This window comes from Lunatibacter salilacus (assembly GCF_009797935.1).
GTDB lineage: Bacteria > Bacteroidota > Bacteroidia > Cytophagales > Cyclobacteriaceae > Lunatibacter > Lunatibacter salilacus.
This window is the reverse complement of the sequence record NZ_VOLC01000019.1, coordinates 75,440-94,840: the sequence shown is the minus strand read 5'-3', so window position 1 is coordinate 94,840 and position 19,401 is coordinate 75,440. Positions and strand designations below refer to the sequence as shown.

Below are 19,401 nucleotides of genomic sequence, written 5' to 3'. Positions count from 1 at the left end.
ATTTAATGCGTTAAAAATAGTAATTTTTACATTATCGTGATAAAATACAGTCAGAATTTGGTAAAATAGAGTGAGAAAGACTCATCAATAATTATCATCTTTACACTTATTATACTAAATTAACGCATGCTCAATAAACTCAAAAAAATGAAACAACTCGGTTTTATATTAATCTTCGCAGCGCTGTTTGCTGCCTGTGGAGATAAGGCCACCCGTCTTGGACTATCGGACGGTCCGCGGAGGATAGAGATCCTTTTTCTGGGGCACGACAGTCAGCACCACAATTCCGAAAAGTTGATGCCCATGCTCGCCATGCCGCTTTTCCAAAAAGGAATCAACCTCACTTATACTTCGGATCCCAATGATCTAAACGACAACAATCTGGCTCTTTTTGATGGAGTAATGATTTATGCCAACCACGATGAAATTACCTCCGAGCAGGAAAAATCCCTGAAATCATATGTGGAAGGTGGAAAAGCCTTTATACCCCTTCACAGTGCATCCTTTTGCTTCCGCAATTCGGACTGGTTCGTGGAAACTGTAGGCGGCCAGTTCAAATCCCATGGAGTAGGAGACTTTACTGTTGATATTATTGACCCCTCCCACCAGATTATGCAGGGAGTCAATGAATTTGAGACATGGGATGAAACGTACGTTCACAGTAAACTGAATCCTGATATGACCGTCCTGATGGAACGGGTAGAGGGAGACCACCGGGAACCTTGGACTTGGGTCCGTGAGCAAGGAAAAGGAAGGGTGTTTTACACCGCCTACGGCCATGATGAGCGCACCTGGAGCAAACCGGATTTTCATACGTTAGTTGCCAATGGCGTCTATTGGGCTGTTGGTGAAAACGTTGTGCAACAAGTGATGGATTACAATATTCCCGTGCCGGTATTCAGCGAGGCTGAAATACCCAATTATGAAAGAAGGGATCCAGCTCCAAAATACCAGCATCCCCTTTCACCGGAAGAGTCTATGAAACTGGTGCAAATTCCGGGTGGCTTCGAGTTGCAGTTGTTCGCCTCCGAGCCAGACATTATCAACCCCATGGCAATGGCGTGGGACGATCAGGGCAGGCTTTATGTCATCGAGACAAAGGACTACCCCAACGAAGTAAGAAAAGATGGCGGCAATGACCTCATCAAGCTGTTAGAAGATACCGATGGAGACGGCAAGGCAGATAAAATTACTGTTTTTGCAGATAATTTAAATATCCCGACCAGCATGGTTTGGGTAAATGGTGGTTTATTGGTTTCCATGGCACCTGATTTTGTCTTTTTCAAAGATACCAATGGAGATGGTAAAGCCGACTTGCGGGAAACTGTAATCACCGGCTGGGGTAAGAGTGATACCCATGCTGGTCCTTCCAACCTGATGTATGGATTTGACAACAAGGTTTGGGGTGTATTGGGTTATTCCGGATTCAATGGAGAAATTGATGGAAAGCCCTTTAATTTCAGCCAAGGCGTTTACCGATTCAAGCCGGATGGTACTGATTTTGAGTTCTTGGGCAACACCAGCAACAATACCTGGGGGTTGGGGTTTTCAGAGGAATTTGACGTGTTTATCTCCACTGCAAACGGGCAACATAGTGTCTATCTAGCTATGGACAATAAATATGTTAAAAGACCAATCCAAGGCGGTTCGGTGAATGCGGCACACGGAATTGACACGCATTATGACATGCCCCATTTAACCCCCTATTTACGGCAGGTTGACTGGCATGGAAGCTATACAGCGGCAGCCGGTCACCACCTTTACACTGCAAGAAGTTTTCCTAAATCCTACTGGAATAAAGTTGCTTTTGTCGCAGAACCTACTGGAAGGGTACTACACAGGGCAATAATCGAAAAAGACGGTTCTGGATTCAGGGAAAGAAATGGGTTTAATATTCTAGCCAGTTCCGACGAATGGTTTTCGCCGGTACATGCGGAAGTTGGTCCTGATGGGGCTTTGTGGATTGCAGATTGGTATAACTTTATCATACAGCACAATCCTACCCCCCAAGGTTTTGAAAACGGAGAGGGCAACGCATATATTAATCCCCTACGTGATTCAGAACACGGAAGGATCTACCGTTTAGTTTATAAGGGTGCTCCCGAATACAAACCGTTTAAAATCGATCCTACAAGTAATAGGGACCTAATCTCAGGGTTGAAAAGCGACAACATGTTCTGGAGAAGAACTGCGCAACGATTAATTGTTGAAAACCAGAATAAAGAAATTGTTGATGAACTGTTGAAATTGGTAGATACTAATTCGGTCGATGAAATTGGTTTAAACAGCCCTGCCGTGCATGCTTTGTGGGCACTTCATGGTTTGGGTATGCTTGACGGATCCAATGATAAGGTAAACCGAGTAGTTTATAAGGCCTTAAATCATACAGCAGCCGGGGTACGGAAAAACGCTGTGCATGTTCTACCACGTACCGAAGCCGGTGCTCAAGCCATTTTGGACGCCAACCTGGTAAATGATGCGGACTTAAACACCAGAAAGGCAGCGTTATTGGCAGTAGCGGATATGCCACCTTTGGCGGGATTAGGCAAAGCATTGCTTGATGCCAGCCTTTTGGAGGAAAATAATACCGATGACTACCTTCCCCAAGCTTTGTTTGCTGCCGTGTTGGCTCATCCCCAATCCTTTGAAGATCAAGTAAAACAGGTAGCACAGATTACAAAACCGGACTCGCTGTTAAATCTTGCAGAACGTGTTTCAAAAAGTTTAGTGCAGGAGCAATATAGCCTTGACCGAAGAGCGGGAATTCCTTTTCCTCCTGCCATTGAAAACAAGGAGATACACTTAAAGGCTACTATCAGCAAATCAGGAGATGACGTATTGGAGGGCATTATCGTGGCACAGGGCGATGTAGATAATGGCTACAGCCTTTATGTACAGAATAACGCTGTACACTGGTTGGTCAAACAAGGTGGTAGATCCTATAAAATTGATTCCAAGGGTAATCTGCCCACCCAACAATTCGTAGTTCAGGCCAATCTTCTGAAAGATGGTTCAATGAATTTGCTGATAAACGAAAAAACTGTTGCCACCACAAATGCTAATGGCCTTTTTACAACTTCTCTAGCATCAGAACGAGTACGTATCGGAAATGATAATCAGGGGGATAAGCAGGTAGGTGATTATCCTAGACCATTTTGGTTTAGAGGCCGCATGAATTCCCGTGAGTCGTATTTAAGGTTGCTTCAACCTACAGGTGAGGAACAGCGTGTCACCTTGAGCCAAGAGCCCGTACAGGAAGATGCTGCCGCTGGCTCAGTTACTGTCAAAATGGGTGTCATCCAACATGAAATGAAATTTAACAAACCAACCTTTACGGTAAAGGCAGGTTACGAAGTGACAATTGACTTTGAAAATACTGACTTCATGCAGCATAACTTGGTAATCGCCATGCCAGGAACCATGGAAAAAGTAGGTGCTGCCGCAGATGCGTTAGCCAGGGACCCAAATGGAGCTGAAATGAATTTCGTTCCTAAAATGCCGGAAATAATTGCGGCTACCCGTCTTGTTGACCCCGAATCCAGTGAATCACTTGTATTTCGGGCGCCCAACACTCCAGGGGAATATGTGTACATCTGTACCGTACCCGGCCACTGGAGAATCATGAACGGTATCATGATTGTGGAATAGAACCTGTTAACTTTAAAAATTTCATGTCGACCCAAGTACATTCCGTGTTTAGGTCGATTTACCCAGTAACTAGATAACATGAGTTTAAACGTAACTTTTGGAGTCACGACGTGGCTTTGGACATCTCCCTTTAAATCAGACACCCCTGCCCTATTTGAGAAAATTAAAGGTATGGGTTTTGACGCAGTGGAAATTCCGGTAGAGGACCCTGACCTTATCGATGTGGCTGGAGTTCAGAATGCTTTGATGCAGCATGATCTTAAGCCAGTAATTTGTGGGGCCTTTGGTCCATCCAGAGACCTGACTCACGATGATCCTTCATTCCATCAAACTAGCTTTGACTATATCCAAAAATGCTTCGACATCAGTTCCGCTTTAGGTGCCAAGTTTGTCGCAGGCCCCATGTACTCTGCCGTGGGCAAAGCCAGACTGCTTTCTCCTGAACAGAAAAGAGTGGAATGGGACAGAGCTGTCAACAACTTACATATCGTTTGCAAAATGGCCGCATCCGCTGGTCAGGAAATTGCACTCGAACCTTTAAACCGCTTTGAAACAGACCTAATTAACAACGCCGCAGATTTGATGCAGCTAATACATGACATCAACCACCCGGCAGCCAAAGTGTTGCTGGACGGATTTCACATGAATATCGAGGAAAGAAGTATCGAAGATGCCATCACATTGGTGGGCGAGAAACTTATACATGTGCAGGTTTCCGAAAATTACCGAGGAACACCCGGTACGGGACAAACCCGTTGGGAGGATTACCGACGGGGGTTGGAAAAAATCAACTACCAAGGAACGGTATCCATCGAAAGTTTTACCCCTGAAATCAAAGAATTGGCCGGTGCTGTCTGTATATGGAGGCCTTTGGCTGAAAGCCAAGATGACTTTGCGTCGGAAGGATTAAAGTTCCTAAAAGAATGGGCTTCTTGATCAACATAATCAGTTTTAGAGTAATCAACAATACACATATACTATGAACGACAAAAAAATAAACATAGCCATCATAGGACTTGGTTTTGGAGCGGAATTTATTCCCATCTACCAAAAACACCCGCTGGCTAATATGTATGCTATCTGTCAACGAAACGAGGATAAACTCAATGAAATCGGTGATGCTTTTGGCATCGAAAAAAGATATACCGACTATGATGAGTTGTTGAAAGATCCAAATATCGACGCAGTTCATATCAATACCCCCATTCAGGCTCATGCGGAGCAATCTTTAAAGGCCCTTAGGGCTGGAAAACATGTTGCTTGCACCGTCCCTATGGCAACCACTGTAGAGGAATGCAGGCAAATAGTAGAAGAAACGGAGAAATCGGGTCTTACCTATATGATGATGGAAACGGTCATTTACAGCCGTGAATTCCTCTTTGTCAAGGATATGTATGAAAAAGGTGAAATGGGTAAACTACAATTCCTTAGAGCCAGCCATCAACAGGAAATGGCCGGATGGCCTGGGTATTGGGAAGGCTTGCCGCCCATGCATTATGCCACCCACTGTGTGGGTCCCGTACTTGCTCTTCCGAAGGCGCAGGCAGAGTATGTCTCCTGCTTTGGTTCCGGCAGAATCGATGAAAACCTGATTGAAAAATACGGATCTCCCTTTGCCATTGAGACCTGTCATATCAAATTGAAGGACTCCGACTTGGCAGCCGAAGTTACCCGCTCTCTTTTCAATACGGCAAGACAGTATAGGGAAAGTTTCGATGCCTATGGTTCTAAAAAATCATTTGAGTGGACGCTTATCGAGCATGAGGATAGCGTGATCCATACCGGTGAGGAGCCCGAAAAAGTGAAAATCCCTGATTTTGCCCACTTACTGCCAGAAGAGATCGCATCGTTTACCTCAGCGGGAGTCTATGATTCGGACGACAACCAGCACCTTTCCTTTATTCAAGGTGCAGGACATGGAGGTTCACACCCCCATTTGGTACATGAGTTTCTTTCAGCACTTGAAGAAGGAAGAGCCCCTTATCCCGACGCAAGACAGTCTGCAAATATAACCTGTGTTGGAATTCTGGCACATGAATCAGCTATGAAGGGTGGAGAAATCATACCGCTCCCGGACTTTACATTTAAAAAATAGCTGAAATTATAGCGGCGTTAGTTGCCCATGAATCCGTTATCAACCTATTGACCTACCTAACCAATCCCAAACAGCGGCAGAAATTCTGCCGTTGTTTTTTTTCCAAAATATTAGGTATATGGGTATTGAGAATTTCAAAAAATTAGCGTTCATCCTAACCCTTTGTCCTTCATTGAAAAAATCTTTTTGGCATTCTTGTTGCCTACAGTGTCAGCACTTATTTTTACTTAAATCTTCACAGACATGAATTTATCGAAACAATCGCTTTTATAAATAGCTCTAAAAATGGAGGATAAAGAATTAGAAGAAATCAAAAAAGATGAAAAAGTACAACGGGCTTTGTACGAGAATGCGATCAACTTGCCAAAGGATAGTTCCGAAACTTTAAAAAGGGAGGCTCCTATTCTGGGAGCTACAGCTATATTATTTGTTGGATGTGGGGTTTTCTATTTTTTGTTAGCTAAGGACTATTTACCAATACCGGCCAATTACATACCTACCGTGCAAAGGGTTGTGTTAGCGGTAATGTTTGTTAGTTTAGTGTTAACGGCTAACCGGCTTTTAAAAAAAATTGTCAATCGTAAAGTTGGAAATGAGACTACTGTCTTCAATTTTAACCGCATTACTGATTTATTTGCCGGCATCCTGGTTTTCTTTATCGTTCTTTCATTGCTTTTTGCCAACTGGTACGCCGCAATGGTATCTTTTGGGATTGTATCCCTTATATTGGGCCTGGCCCTGCAAAATCCCCTCACAAGTTTTTTTGGATGGATATACCTACTTATCCGAAAGCCATATGATGTTGGAGACAGAATACGGATTGGCAACGTATATGGCGATGTAATAAACGTAAGTTATATTGATACCACCCTATGGGAGTTTAATGGAGATTACCTATCTGGAGACCATCCAAGTGGCCGGATAATTCGGTTTGCAAATTCCAAAGTATTCAATGAGTATATTTACAATTACTCCTGGCCATTGTTCCCATTTATTTGGAATGAGCTTAATTTTTACTTGTCCCATGGAAGTGATTTTAAATTTGTGACAGATACTGTGCAACGTATCGCTGAGCGAGAGATTGGAAAAGCTATGGTGAGACGGGTGGCAAGGTTTAAAAAAATATTGGCAGAGACTCCTGTTGATGCGCTGGATGTGAATGAATATCCAGCGGTGATCCTCCGCGCGCACTCCAATACTTGGATAGAAGTTACTTTACGCTATCTCGTAGAACCCAAGAAATCGGGCCAAGTCAGGGGGAAATTGGTCGAAGTGATTATGGCTGAATTAAAGAAATATCCGGATAAAGCTATTTTTCCAACAAACAAATAGCATTTAGCCTTGGTTCTAAAAACCGTTGCAACCAATTAATTCTCTCCAATTTCTAATATTCGAAAATTACCTAAAATGATTTTTGCCCTTTCCTGATTTACGGCACGATGATTTTTCCATATATCAACATCCGGGGTAGAACTGACGCTATCTAAAGTTACTTTATTTAGGTCTGTTGTATTTTGATTTGAGTATGGGAAATTATCCGTTGAATTCCTCCATTCAGTCAGATCCATTCTTTCACAACTGAAAATGATCAACATAACTAAAAAAATATCAGGAATAAACAATAAATGCTTTTTCATGGTGGTGGTATTGTTAGTAGTTGTAAAGTTATCAAATATACGTTTAAATAACCATTTCTGTCGTAAAAAATCTATTTTTTGTATTTAAAATTAAGATTTCTATTTTTGGTATTAATTAATTATTGGCCGAATATTAATCTTTGATTTAAATAAGAAACCACTAAAGATCCTATACGTAAAATATTAATTGGTTTAATTTGATTTTATAAATTTAAAATAATTTTTTACGGTTTGTGTGTTTTCCTTTGGTCGAGCGAAAGTTCCAGATACTCAATCTGGCATAATAATTGGTCATTTATTTCTATCCTATACGTACATAATTTAGTAAAATCAACTCATTACCATCCGCCAACTTTTTCAAGGAATATTTACTCAATCTACCTTCTCCATGAAAAGTTTCTATTTAACAGTTTTGTTCTCATGTGTTGCACTAGGTATTTCCTTTTGTGCATATTTACTTCCTGTGCAAATTGATCCTGAACGGATCAAAAACTTCATACAAACTTACTCGGTCAATTATGGACCTGAAAAGGTTTATATCCAACAGGATAAAACGCAATATTTTCCTGGGGAGACGCTTTGGCTGGCAGCATATGTCGTGGATGCGGCCTCACTCCTACCTTCTCAGAAAAGCGGTGTCCTCTATGTAGACTTAGTAAACAATAACCATCAACCGATTAAGAGCATAACACTTCCCATTGAGGATGGTGCCACTTTCGGTGACATACTACTGCCTGACGACCTGCCGTCAGGCGCATATGTGCTTTCCGCCCACACTCATTGGCAAAAAAACTTTGGAGAAGCCTATTTTTTCCAACGGGAAATTTCCATCATATCCACATCTGACACCATTTCAACCAGAGAAGAAGAAATACAATCTGAAATAGAGATGCGATTTTTTCCTGAGGGTGGGGAGCTAATTGAAGGCATATCCCAAGTGGTGGCTTTCAAAGCTACGGACCATTGGGGTAAGGGAGTGTCCATTCAGGGAAGTTTGATCGACGGAGATGGAAAGGAAATCCTGACTTTTTCTGATGTGCATGAAGGCACGGGATCATTTACCGTCCAACCTGAAGCCAACACACAACTAATTGCTAAGATCCCTGGCTTGAATGGTGAAATGTTTGAATACCGCCTACCTAAAGCCCTGCCTGAAGGCTATGCCATGGAGGTGGATGAAGTTTCAAATTCCGATTCAGTGAAAATCGCCATAAGAACCAACGTTTCCGAAATTCCAAAAATATGGTTGGTCATTATGAATACGGATACACTAATTCATGCTGAATCATTCCTGGTATCAGCCGATGAAGACTACCACCATTCCCTTAGCAAATCACAATTTCCTTCCGGAATTTCTAGAATTACTCTAGCCACCGACAATGGTGAACCTCTTGCGGAAAGGCTAATTTTCAAAAAACCTCATGCTAATCACGAAATTAGCATAAGCACTGAAAAACCCAGCTACGGCACGAGGGAAAAAGTAGACCTGTCAGTACAATTTTCCGCAATGGGTAGCGACACACCTGCGAAACTTTCCATGGCAGTGATCGCCGAGGAATTAGTTCCATATCACTCCGACCAGGAAAATATCTTAACCTATTTGTTATTAAGTTCAGAGCTCAAAGGAAGCGTGCACTCACCGGGGTACTATTTTGAATCCGATGACCGGGAACATCAAGAGGCTCTTCGCTTACTGATGATGACTCAAGGTTGGCGTACCTTTGAATGGACAGACATCATGGAATCTAAGTATCCGGCAATCCGTTTTGCCCAAGAACAAGACCTGACACTTTGGGGAAGACTTACCCGTAGCAATGGAGATCCTGTAGCCGATGGCGAAACTCTTCTTTATCTTAAGGACCAGTACCAAACCTTTATCACCACCTCCACTAATGCGGAGGGTTATTTTGGATTTCAGGGATTTTATTTTAGAGATACGATTCAAGTTGTTGTGCAGGGTTCGGACAGCAGAGGAGATAGGTCCGATGTGGAAATTTCAATGCTTTCACGGCAAGACCCTCCCCCACGAAGTTCTCATGTCCTTCGCCCAAACCTTGCCCTGCCGCCACCTTTATCTTCCGAGTATTTCCAGACAGCTTTTGAGGAGCGCTTTCAAGCTACCGAGTCGGCGATAGCTGGTATGGATTTAAGGGAGGTGTTGCTTCAGGAAGTCGTCATTGAAGGAAGAGCGGAGATTATGGAGCCCTTTCGACTACATAGCCGGGCAGACGTAACGTTGAATAGGGAGCAGTTGCCTGTAGCTCCGTCGGGAAACATCCTCGAAAGCTTGCAAGGCCGTGTGGCTGGACTTCAGGTTACCCGCACTGGAATGAATGAATTTCGGGCAGTAATCCGAGGTCAGGGCACACCTCTCTACCTATTAGATGGGATGCCCATCAGTGAAGGAGCCATGCAAAGTATTAATCAATTTGACATAAGCCGGATTGAAATCCTTAAAGGTCCTGGTTCAGCGGGTATCTACGGCGGCCGGGCCGGCGGCGGAGTGATTGCACTCTTTACCCACCGGGGTGGCGAACTTGAGGAAGTGGACCCAGAACGGGGTAAGCATATCATGACGCACCTTGCCGGAGGATATACCAAGACCCGTAGGTTTTACTCCCCTACCTATGAAGAGTCCAATTCGGATTACTTTGACTACCCCGATTGGAGAAGTACAATCTATTGGGAGCCAAACATCGCCCTCAACGCAGGAACCCGCAGGACACTATCCTTTTATACAGCTGATACACCTGGGAAATACAGGGTGATCGTAGAAGGGATATCCACAGACGGTCAACCTCTCTTTCAATCACACAGCTTTGTAGTGGAAGACTGAACGCAGAAGAAGCATGTAGTTCTCAAGAAACGAAATGTAATTTGCTCCCCCGGTGAATAAAATGGGTCATTCAAAATCTCAAAGTTTAAAATAGGTTTCAAATACATTTCCGGCGAAGAACTTACCAAATGCGCTTACCGCACGTAGCCCATCAGAGGTGCTGCGGGCATGAATTGCTTTGACAGTTCGGAGTTGACGCATGAAATCAGCAATTCGAATGACCAGTTTTCCCTTTCCGATAGGGTTACTAGTTGAATCGGTTCCTTCATAGATAGTGATAAACAAGGTCGTGGTGTCTTTCCACACATCTAAGCCTTTGTCGTTGAATATATCCTTGAATCCTTCAAAATAATAGTTTTGACCTTCCCGGCTGTACAACTGCGCGGTGTATTTCATCTTTTTTCTGTCTGGCGCTTGGGGATTATCTATGAACAGATTGAATACCCCATTTAAGGCCGTCATTGGATAAGGAGATAAGGCAGGAGCCAGCATGGTACCAATCATACGGGCCTGATGCTTTTCATCTGCCACAAATGCATCTATATCTTCAGTCTGTATAGTCAGGGTAAATTCAAATTCAGAATGGCTGCTTTTGCCCATCTGAAATCCCGTTTCATAATCTTCAGTTTCTCCAGGCCCATAATATCCGCGCATAGTTTCAGTAAACTGAACGCCAGTACCAACCGGAGAGGTTTCCTTGTCAGCATGCTGGGGCGGATTAAAGGAATAGGATAAGGTCAAACCCATTTCCTGCACAATAAGCTTGCAACTACGTTCCGCCAATCCGCTTATAGTAAGCAGGGGATTGGTACCCACCGGCCTCGGGATCACCGCCCCATCCATCACATATAGTCCCTGATGGAGTTCATTTCCCTCTGTGCTGGCAAATACCTGTCCTTTGTGGTCCACTACACCACTCTGGGCTTCATCTCCCATAGCGCAGCCTCCAAGTGGATGTACGGTTACCAAATCGTAGTTCATCATTTTGTTCCAGGTCGGATTCGGAATTTTGGTGCCTCCGAGAGCTTTGGTAGCGCTGAATATTTCACCGTTTACCTTGTTGAAGATTTCCTGTTTGCCCACTCCCCTCCAATTGATGCTTAGTTTTCCGTCGGTAAGGACCATTTCCCCGTTGCCATCGTCATGGGTCATGACCAGGTAAATTTGGGTATGGTTCACAGCACCGTGAAAGGCACCTAGAACAAGGCTTCGGATTTCCCTCCATTTTTCCCGCAGGTAATCCATAAACCCTCGGTCCGTATCCTTTCCCGCAAGACGGGAAAATGCTATAAGGGCCTTAGGCAAAATGGAGCGTATGGGGCCAGGAACAGTACCCTCCTCCAACGTCATTCCTGATTCTAAATCAGTGCGTTCACGCATATCAATGACACTGGTAATGCAGGGACCCACATTGGCTATGGAATCTGTGCCTTTTCTCCCCAAACCTATTCCGTTGATGGGTATGTCGTTGTTATAGCCAAATCCAAGCACATCTCCGTTTCCGGTAAACCGTTTTCCCAAGTTAGGGGAAACCTTAAGTCCATTTTGTGCCGAACGGAGAAGGATTTCAGTCGAACCTAGCGATCCGCCACTGAGTATCACATTTTTGGATCGGATAAACATCAAAGGTGCGTCAAAATTTTCCCTTCCGATTCGCGCAGGATGAAAATATACCTGCCAATAATCTCCCTGCCTCTCCACATAACGCACATTTATCTCGGTAAAAATTTCCGCCCCGTGGTTAAAAGCATCAGGCAGGTAATTCATGGCAGTGGTGTTTTTGGCTCCCACATTACATCCTGTCACACAATCGCCACAATTGGTACATTTGGGTTGCTTTATCCCCACATGGTTTTGCTTATCCTCAAAGGTCACATTGATATCCAAAAGCCGAAAAGGCTCCGACATAAATTTGGCTGATTTACGCATCGCATCGGTTTTCTTAAGAACCGGATACCCGTTTTTTCCTTCCGGATAGGGATTGGGTACAAGCATCTCCCAAGCCCTGTCTACCCCTTCATGGAAGCTTTCCACATCTTCCCGGATGGCGCTGGGCCAGGCAGCGTCTTCCATAATCCGGGGTTCGGGCCGGATTGAAACATTGGCATTAACGAGGGATGTTCCACCTAATCCGCAGCCTTTGAATACATTGATCCCGTTACCCATGGTAAATTCGTACAGACCGTTGCGGTTGATACCCGGGGACTTACCCCGAATAAAGTTCATTTCCCCTGAAGCCTTCCTCAATGTGTTGGGGAATTCTCCTGGTAAAAATTCCTTACCTTTTTCCAGGAGGCAAACAGAAAGGCCGGCACGGGCCATCCTAGAGGCTGCTATGCTCCCTCCGTAACCTGATCCGATGATTATTACGTCGTACTTTTCCTTTAGGTGAGTGAGTGGTTTAGAGAGCTTTTTCATGTGTCTATAATTGTTTTTCAGGGGTCACATGGAATCTCGCATGGTTGATAGTCATCCCTTTGTGTGACGGGTACGTCATGCTCGATTTCATGTGTTTATAATTGTTTTTTAATGGCCACATGGAATCTCGCAATTATAATCATCCCTCCGTGCGTTGCCTGCGTCATGCTCGATTTCATCTGTTTATGTTTTGTTTTTCAAAGGCCAGACCTGCCTGCCGACAGGCAGGGAATCTCGCATGACAGATAATCATCACAGTGTGATTCGCTCTTCGTCATGCTTGATTTCATGTTTGATCACAATGGGGGGTTCTATAATTGAAAATTTAGCGGGGCTTCCCTTAAATTTTGGGGACTCGTCGCTTCCAATATTTTTCCAGTCGGAGACTACTGTCTTGAATCCAATAGGATAAATGGTAAGGGCATCTTTATCGAGGTGTATACGAAGGAAGTTTTTATATCCTTCCCAACGGTAAGAAGATGATGCCTCAGTAATGTGGTTTTTGAGCACAAGAACGCTAAATGTCAGGTAGATGCCGAACAAAACACCACTTATAACACCTCCTACCAATATCATTTCTACAACAAAAAGGATCACTTGTCCCGACGAATCCAAGGCCAGTCCCAATTCAAAAAGGTTTATTCGGGAAAAAAGCCATAACAACACATATAAGTTTACAAGATGAAGGATGGCATGTACAAATCCTGCCAGATAGTTTAACTTTCCGTTATAAGATTTGATGTCAGTAAATACCATAAGTCCTATAAAAAGCAGCACATTTAGGAAAATGGCTCCCGGATTATGACTTAATGATTCCGTGATGGCTGAAAAAAACGCTCCAAACCCTCCGTCAAAAAGATCAATTTCGCTGAGCCTGACCATAATGGTATCACCGCTAGCATAACGTTTGGTCTGAAGGATCCAGGAGGTAAATGCATGAAGAGTCCCAAAAAATAATAACATTGTCACACTGAAATAAGGGAAAATAAGGTTAAGGAGACTTAACCTAACCGAATCTGCTTTTGAAGGAAAGACTTCTTTCAAATGAGCCTTTTTTCCATCCAACGTTTCGATCTCATCGAGAAGTGTGTTGGTAGGATGCATGAATGCCCCTCCACCTCCCGCTGTAATAAGTTGGCGGACCCGATTGTCGGGATGGATCTCCTCATATCGGGCATAATGGTGCAGGTCACCCGTCAATATGGCGGTTACGGATATACTTTTGTTCTTATCTTCGTAGTTTGATTCCCCTTTCCCAAATAGAACTCTTTCTATAAAAAACTTTATCCTGTCATAGGATGTGTTTTTCGGATCAAAGGACTTATAGACCCAAGCGGGTTCCGCAGTTACCAAAATCACCTTGGTATAGGAAGTAAAGTGTTTTTGGGCAATTTCTTTGAAGTAACAGATTTGAGGGTAATCGATATCCGCATTTAATTGTACGTCGATGGCTATCAACCAGTAATCATGAGGAAGCTTGATCGCAAAATAGCTTCTTGTTTGCCGGGTTTGCCAATTTCCCAATGACCTTTCTTGCGTAAATAGTCGGAGGAAATTGGTCAACCCATCGTACCAGTCATGATTACCGGGAATGGCATAAACGTCCGGCCGATGTTCATCACTGTCTTTTGTCTTTGGGAAAGCAGCATAATAAGGCCCCCTCAGTCGGTTGTCGTATTCGATCGTTTCCGGAGTAGGGTATATTTCATCTCCTCCCATCACCAAAAATTCTCCCCTTTTCAAGGTTTTTCCTTCCGCTTCAATGGAGGGCTGAGCCAGCGTATGGGCCAAGGTATAGGTTGGGTTGAATCCGTCTCCCAAATCTGAGACAAAATCAAACCACATTTCATTTTTATCGGAATAGTCGAAAGGGTTCACTTCTTGGTCTAAGGCTGCCTGCATTTCCCTACGGTCTGCAAAATTCCCAAATACAGAGGACAAAACCGTCTTCATGCCGGTGAACGCAAGCTGCTTGGGATCATACCAATTGACCATGGGTTTCTTTTCAAACTTCATATCTGAATCATTTTTCGTAATAAATTTATTCGCGTTTTTATTCCCGCCCCCATACCATCTTTCCCTTTGGTTGAGGTAAAAAATGAGGCCATTACCCTATCCCAAAATGACTGGAAAAGTTTTCCTTCGATTACAGGCTTTTCAGAAATCTCATTTTTCGGGAAAATCCGAACAGCGACATCCTTAAAATCCAAACCAACTACCTGATACCAAGGACCCATAAGTATCCAATTCGTATGAACCAGATAGATTTTCCCCGAAAGGACCATTTCACTAATTACCTCGACTAAGGTATTGCCAAAATGAGGTTTTACGGATACTTCTTTGGCAAAAAGCGGTATTTCCAAGTCCAACTTAGCAAAATATATACTGGAAAACAAATCTATGGCGACTTCTTCCAATTTAGTTGTGGATATTTTAAATAGGGCATAAAATACGGTATCCTTAGGAAGCCCATCCCAAATCAGTTTACCGGAATATTTCATACGGAAGGCACAGGTTTCGCCAACATCCTCGGTCTGCGTTACTGTATGGTCAAGGGAAACTCCTTCAGGCTTCCTACTAGTTAGATATCGCTTGCCGTCTGCATACCCCTGATTTATGAGATCACGGGCTGTAATTTTTTGGAGAAACAACTCTGAATCTAATGGCAAGGGAAAAACAGATGTGATCAGGTGAAGTTTTACCTGTTCCCCCTCCGACCTTCCTTCCAGCTTCCGAATCCTGTTGATCAGTTTTATCCTTTCAAGTTCCTCAAAAAGCCCTCCGTTGGCACTCATTTCCAGGGAGTGTACATATTGGTGAAAGGCCCCCTTAAGGTAAGTGGGATAATTTCCAATTGCCCAGATCAACCAGAGTTCCGTTGCCCCCAATTCCACTTCTTCCAATAAATTGGCATCTTTCACCCAAGCCGCATCCATATACCAAGATCCGTTGATGTGGAGCGCAGGCATTAGCATGGGCAATGATATCCCGGCAATCAGGTGATCCTCCGTAATTTCCCGGGTTGGTATGGCCTCAATTTGTTTAGTGGTAAAGTTACACAGGTTGAAATTAGCCGGAAATCCTCCTGATCGGATGGATGAAATATCTATTCCCAAATGGGGGAACACCTTTTTCCGGATTCCCTTGGCATCGCTGAACCCCCACATCCGAAGTGGCCGGAAATATTCCCAAAAAGGTCTTCCAGCCGCAAAAAAAGACATGGGAAGGCTTCTCCACCGATCCATCATCTTTCCTACGCTGTGCCCACTTGCGAGCATGGCCGTGTTGAAAATACCCCCAGAAGTGCCATCCACGTGTTGAAAACCGACCCCTTCCTCCTCCAAGGCCTGAAGAACACCAGTCTGATAAGCTATCCTAACTCCACCTCCCGCCAAAATTAACGCCCTACGTGGAATCTCCTCAGACGATATCGGTCGGTGAAACATTGGTCTGTAAGGGGTTTGGATGGGAGGACGCTTTATTAAGCTGGGCAAAATACGAAAGGAAAATAACTCCTGAAAACAAATCAAACAATGCTACGCCTATGGCTGTAAAATGAAAATGGCCGCCAATTATTCCGATAAATACAAGAACCGCCACCCCGACCTTTTGTAGGGCTGCCCACAAGATTATTGTTTTGCTTGTTTGAATTTCATAGACCGTATGTAGCACCATGCCATTAAACAATATCATGAAAAACCCCAACATGGAAAAATAATGGGCAGTGACAGGAAGGATTTCACCCTTCCCCATCATTCCTAAGGCAGCTTGGGGATTCAATAATTGAAAAATCCCTAAAACCACGGTTACAATTGAGATCAACACAACCAACAGCTGCAGGTGGCGCTTCCAGAAAGGACCTTTTTTTGTAGTTTCCATAGTTAGTTTGGTGGTTACATGTTATTTAACGGCATATTTTTCGTAATCCACAATACTGGGAGGTGCCAACCATTCTTCTCCGTTGCCAAGATGAAAGACACTTTCAAATCCCTCTGGCATTGCAGCCGGTGGTTCATCGTAAGTCATAAACCAACACTGCATATGATCATCCAAAATCCCGTTTGCTGCAGGCATATATACCGTAAACATGGGATCTGGGTTGATATCTATGTCACGCAGCATTGCCACATTGGGATGATCTCCGATATAGAGTTTGGCTTGGGCCTTTCCAAAGAGGTTGACTCCTGCTTTGGTGTCAAAATATATGTAAGAGGCCATCAGCATATTTCTATACCTGCAATAATTGGTGGCGCCTATCTTAATCCGAAGAGAAGGTGATTTAGGTTTTTTGATTTCAATGCGGAACGCAAATAAACCGTCCTTTTCATATTGACTGCTCACTGCCTCTTCGGTATCGATAAAGTCTAAATTGGCCTGATGCTTGGGCATGCCCCAGATACCCTTGCCTCCTTTTACCGAGATTTCCGAACTAACCGGCAGGTCCAGAATATACTGTCCGGTACCATAGGATTTAAAAAAAACTGTATTCAATATCCGGGGTGCTGGCTTCTTCCCTTTCGTACACCCTATCGCTATACTATATTCAATGTATTTGCCGATGCTGGTATCGACATAATTGATGACGGTAATTAGAAGAATGGCCCTGCCGTTGGGTAATTTAAGTGCATGTATTTCATTTCCGGGAAGCAACGCATTCGCTTTTTCCCAATCACAGGTAAATCCAGCTAAAAACGCCGGTGAATTGGCGGCCCGAACGGGCATTTGATAGGGAATGCCATCAACTAGGGCATACCTTCCGGTGTATTGCTTGATTCTTTTTGGGGGCATAAGTTATTATCCTTTATCTAATTCATTTATCATCAGTGGAAACACATCGACGTGTGCATTTTTCCCAAAAAATATATCCAAATGGCTGTATTTCTCCATTAAGTATAATTTATGGAAACCCGGTTTTTCCTTCTCCAAATAATTAAATGTTCTTACCTGGCTCTCTGCCAGAAAGCATTTGTTTTTTACCCCACCAAACAGGACTATGCGGGCATCGGTCTGCATGGGGGTTACCTCGTAATGGGTTTCACCGTTTCCCGATGGTACTAATACTCCATTTTTGACGCAATTTCGGATATGCCTAAAAAAAGAAATCGGCACATGGGCAAACTCGTATTGAATCCAGTCCATGGTTTTTTTGTCCAAATTATCCAGTTCCCATAGTGCAGGCCAGCCTGCACCGTAGGTGAAACTGACCATTTTCCCCACCGTCGTATCCTTCTCCCAATGGGTGGCCTGAACTACCTTTCTGATCACCTTCGATTTCGTGTCTGGAGCTTCAATACCCCACGACGGGTCTAGGTAATTAAATACGGTACCCACAATTGGCAGCAGCACATTAAGCTTGAAGACCGAGAATTTGGGGATGACCGGATGCAGGGAAACCGCATTGCTTACGATCACCTTTACCTGAGGCAATAAGCCCAAAGCGGCGGATATCATAAAACTGGTACTCCCTTGACAATGAATGATAGCTTTTACTTCCTGACTTCCGGTCAGTTCTGTAATTTTTTGGACCGCGGCAGGATGATCGTTTTTCGCCACTTGGTCCAAGTCCCACTCGTTTGGCGCCAAGTCTATGCTTCCCCTCCAGTTTTCCAACCATACGTCATATCCTGCATCAGCCAGCATATGGATAATATTTTGTTGGGAGGGAGGGTTGAAAATATTGCTCCTCACCCCTGCCCCGTGAACCAGCAAAACCGGGCCCTTGGTAGGGTTCGGTGAAATAAAATGCTTTAAATTACAGGAGAAGCCGTCCAGCGCTTCAAAAGGAATGGTGTCAAACTGGGTATTCATAGGCCACAATAATTTTCAGAGATTAAGTTAAGGAGATTGGCTGATAATCCAAAGAAAATTAAAGGGAAATAAAAGATAGCTTACTTTTTTGAATAAATCCCACCCGAAAAGGTGAGTTAGAAAGATTCGGAGTTTTTATCTACCTAATGCGGGGCTAAAAACCCGTTTTTATTAAAGAATTGGCCACTAAATACTTTAACAGTTCACGACAACATCAAATTATTTTTTCAGGGGAAAGCGTTTGCCTTTGCTTTCTAAAACAGTCTTATGAATTAGAAGTAGGACCGCCAATTGACAGCTAACTATTACAATGGAAAATTGAATGTATTCGATGACGATGGACTTTAAGGCAGTTACAGTCTGATCTTGGTTATGAAAAACCATTTGTACCTGGAAAAAACCGCAAACGGTCGAATTGATTTATTAGCTGATTTTGGGTGGCGCTATGAACCCGGAAAAGATAAAATCAACGAAGTCACAAAGATTAAATCTACAAAACCGTTAACGATTAACCATTTATCATTAGACGTTATAAGACTTAGTTTTCCCTAACTTCATACCTAGGCATCAACTCTCTATACCATCGCTCCAACTCATTGTTTACAAAAACAAACTGGTAAAATTCATCTGTTTCCGGAGAATTGCGGTAGGAAAGTATTTCTATCTGGTTTCCACCTTCCATCCGTTTCTCAGCAATTGTGTATTCTTTGCCAAGAATTCCGGTAACCTGTTCTTTGGACATACCCAGTTCAAGTTGATTCATATTTGTGCTTCGCAAGCGTGAAACGAAATAGTTTGAACAGGAAGTGAAAGCTGCAAGAAATAATAGGGCGAGAATTATTGATTTTATTTTCATAGTAAGAGTTATACGTGTAAAAATAGCGATCAATTGGTAAATTTGAGTTAATTTCCCTACCTGACGGGCACCGCGGACCAACAACGGTTTTCCGGATTTTTCG

13 protein-coding genes are annotated in these 19,401 nt (G+C 43.5%); 5 read left to right on the top strand and 8 right to left on the bottom strand.

From position 1 onward, the window contains the following. Positions 1-147 precede the first annotated feature (147 nt). The 4 genes from FQ608_RS21675 to FQ608_RS21660 all read left to right on the top strand — a co-directional run bounded on the left by FQ608_RS21675 (position 148) and on the right by FQ608_RS21660 (position 7,075). The gene (locus FQ608_RS21675; protein ID WP_158860588.1) at positions 148-3,648 is read left to right on the top strand and encodes a PVC-type heme-binding CxxCH protein; all 3,501 of its coding nucleotides are present in this window, start codon (positions 148-150) and stop codon (positions 3,646-3,648) included. Between the two features lie 78 nt (positions 3,649-3,726). Then, entirely contained in the window at positions 3,727-4,584 is an 858-nt protein-coding gene (locus FQ608_RS21670; RefSeq protein ID WP_158860587.1) for a sugar phosphate isomerase/epimerase family protein, read from the top strand. A 43-nt stretch (positions 4,585-4,627) separates the two neighbouring features. After that, positions 4,628-5,743: a Gfo/Idh/MocA family oxidoreductase gene (locus FQ608_RS21665; RefSeq protein WP_158860586.1), complete on the top strand. Its 1,116-nt coding sequence runs from the start codon at positions 4,628-4,630 to the stop codon at positions 5,741-5,743. 285 nt (positions 5,744-6,028) lie between these two features. Continuing rightward, entirely contained in the window at positions 6,029-7,075 is a 1,047-nt protein-coding gene (locus FQ608_RS21660; RefSeq protein ID WP_158860585.1) for a mechanosensitive ion channel family protein, read from the top strand. A 35-nt stretch (positions 7,076-7,110) separates the two neighbouring features. Here FQ608_RS21660 and FQ608_RS21655 read toward each other — a convergent pair whose 3' ends face one another. After that, a complete protein-coding gene (locus tag FQ608_RS21655; protein WP_158860584.1) occupies positions 7,111-7,380 on the bottom strand; it encodes a hypothetical protein in 270 nt (89 codons plus the stop codon). 388 nt (positions 7,381-7,768) lie between these two features. Between FQ608_RS21655 and FQ608_RS21650 the strand changes: the two genes are divergently transcribed. After that, a complete protein-coding gene (locus FQ608_RS21650; RefSeq protein WP_158860583.1) occupies positions 7,769-10,216 on the top strand; it encodes a TonB-dependent receptor plug domain-containing protein in 2,448 nt (815 codons plus the stop codon). A gap of 78 nt (positions 10,217-10,294) precedes the next feature. Here FQ608_RS21650 and FQ608_RS21645 read toward each other — a convergent pair whose 3' ends face one another. The 7 genes from FQ608_RS21645 to FQ608_RS21615 all read right to left on the bottom strand — a co-directional run bounded on the left by FQ608_RS21645 (position 10,295) and on the right by FQ608_RS21615 (position 19,205). Further along, the gene (locus tag FQ608_RS21645) at positions 10,295-12,634 is read right to left on the bottom strand and encodes a GMC family oxidoreductase N-terminal domain-containing protein (RefSeq protein WP_158860582.1); all 2,340 of its coding nucleotides are present in this window, start codon (positions 12,632-12,634) and stop codon (positions 10,295-10,297) included. 252 nt (positions 12,635-12,886) lie between these two features. Further along, positions 12,887-14,650 (bottom strand): metallophosphoesterase, encoded by a 1,764-nt coding sequence (locus FQ608_RS21640; RefSeq protein ID WP_234364321.1) that lies wholly within the window; start codon positions 14,648-14,650, stop codon positions 12,887-12,889. After that, a complete protein-coding gene (locus FQ608_RS21635; protein WP_158860581.1) occupies positions 14,647-16,080 on the bottom strand; it encodes a patatin-like phospholipase family protein in 1,434 nt (477 codons plus the stop codon). The genes FQ608_RS21640 and FQ608_RS21635 overlap by 4 nt, the downstream gene beginning before the upstream one ends. Beyond that, on the bottom strand, positions 16,055-16,513 hold the full coding sequence (locus FQ608_RS21630) for a patatin (protein WP_158860580.1): 459 nt from the start codon (positions 16,511-16,513) through the stop codon (positions 16,055-16,057). Before FQ608_RS21630 ends, FQ608_RS21635 begins: the two co-directional genes overlap by 26 nt. 21 nt (positions 16,514-16,534) lie before the next feature. After that, positions 16,535-17,422 carry an acetoacetate decarboxylase family protein gene (locus FQ608_RS21625; protein WP_158860579.1) on the bottom strand — a complete coding sequence of 296 codons (888 nt, stop codon included), beginning with the start codon at positions 17,420-17,422 and terminating at the stop codon, positions 16,535-16,537. A gap of 6 nt (positions 17,423-17,428) precedes the next feature. Beyond that, complete coding sequence (locus FQ608_RS21620; protein ID WP_158860578.1) at positions 17,429-18,442, bottom strand: esterase; 1,014 nt, start codon at positions 18,440-18,442, stop codon at positions 17,429-17,431. A gap of 538 nt (positions 18,443-18,980) precedes the next feature. Beyond that, positions 18,981-19,205 (bottom strand): hypothetical protein, encoded by a 225-nt coding sequence (locus FQ608_RS21615; RefSeq protein WP_158860577.1) that lies wholly within the window; start codon positions 19,203-19,205, stop codon positions 18,981-18,983. Positions 19,206-19,401 lie beyond the last annotated feature (196 nt).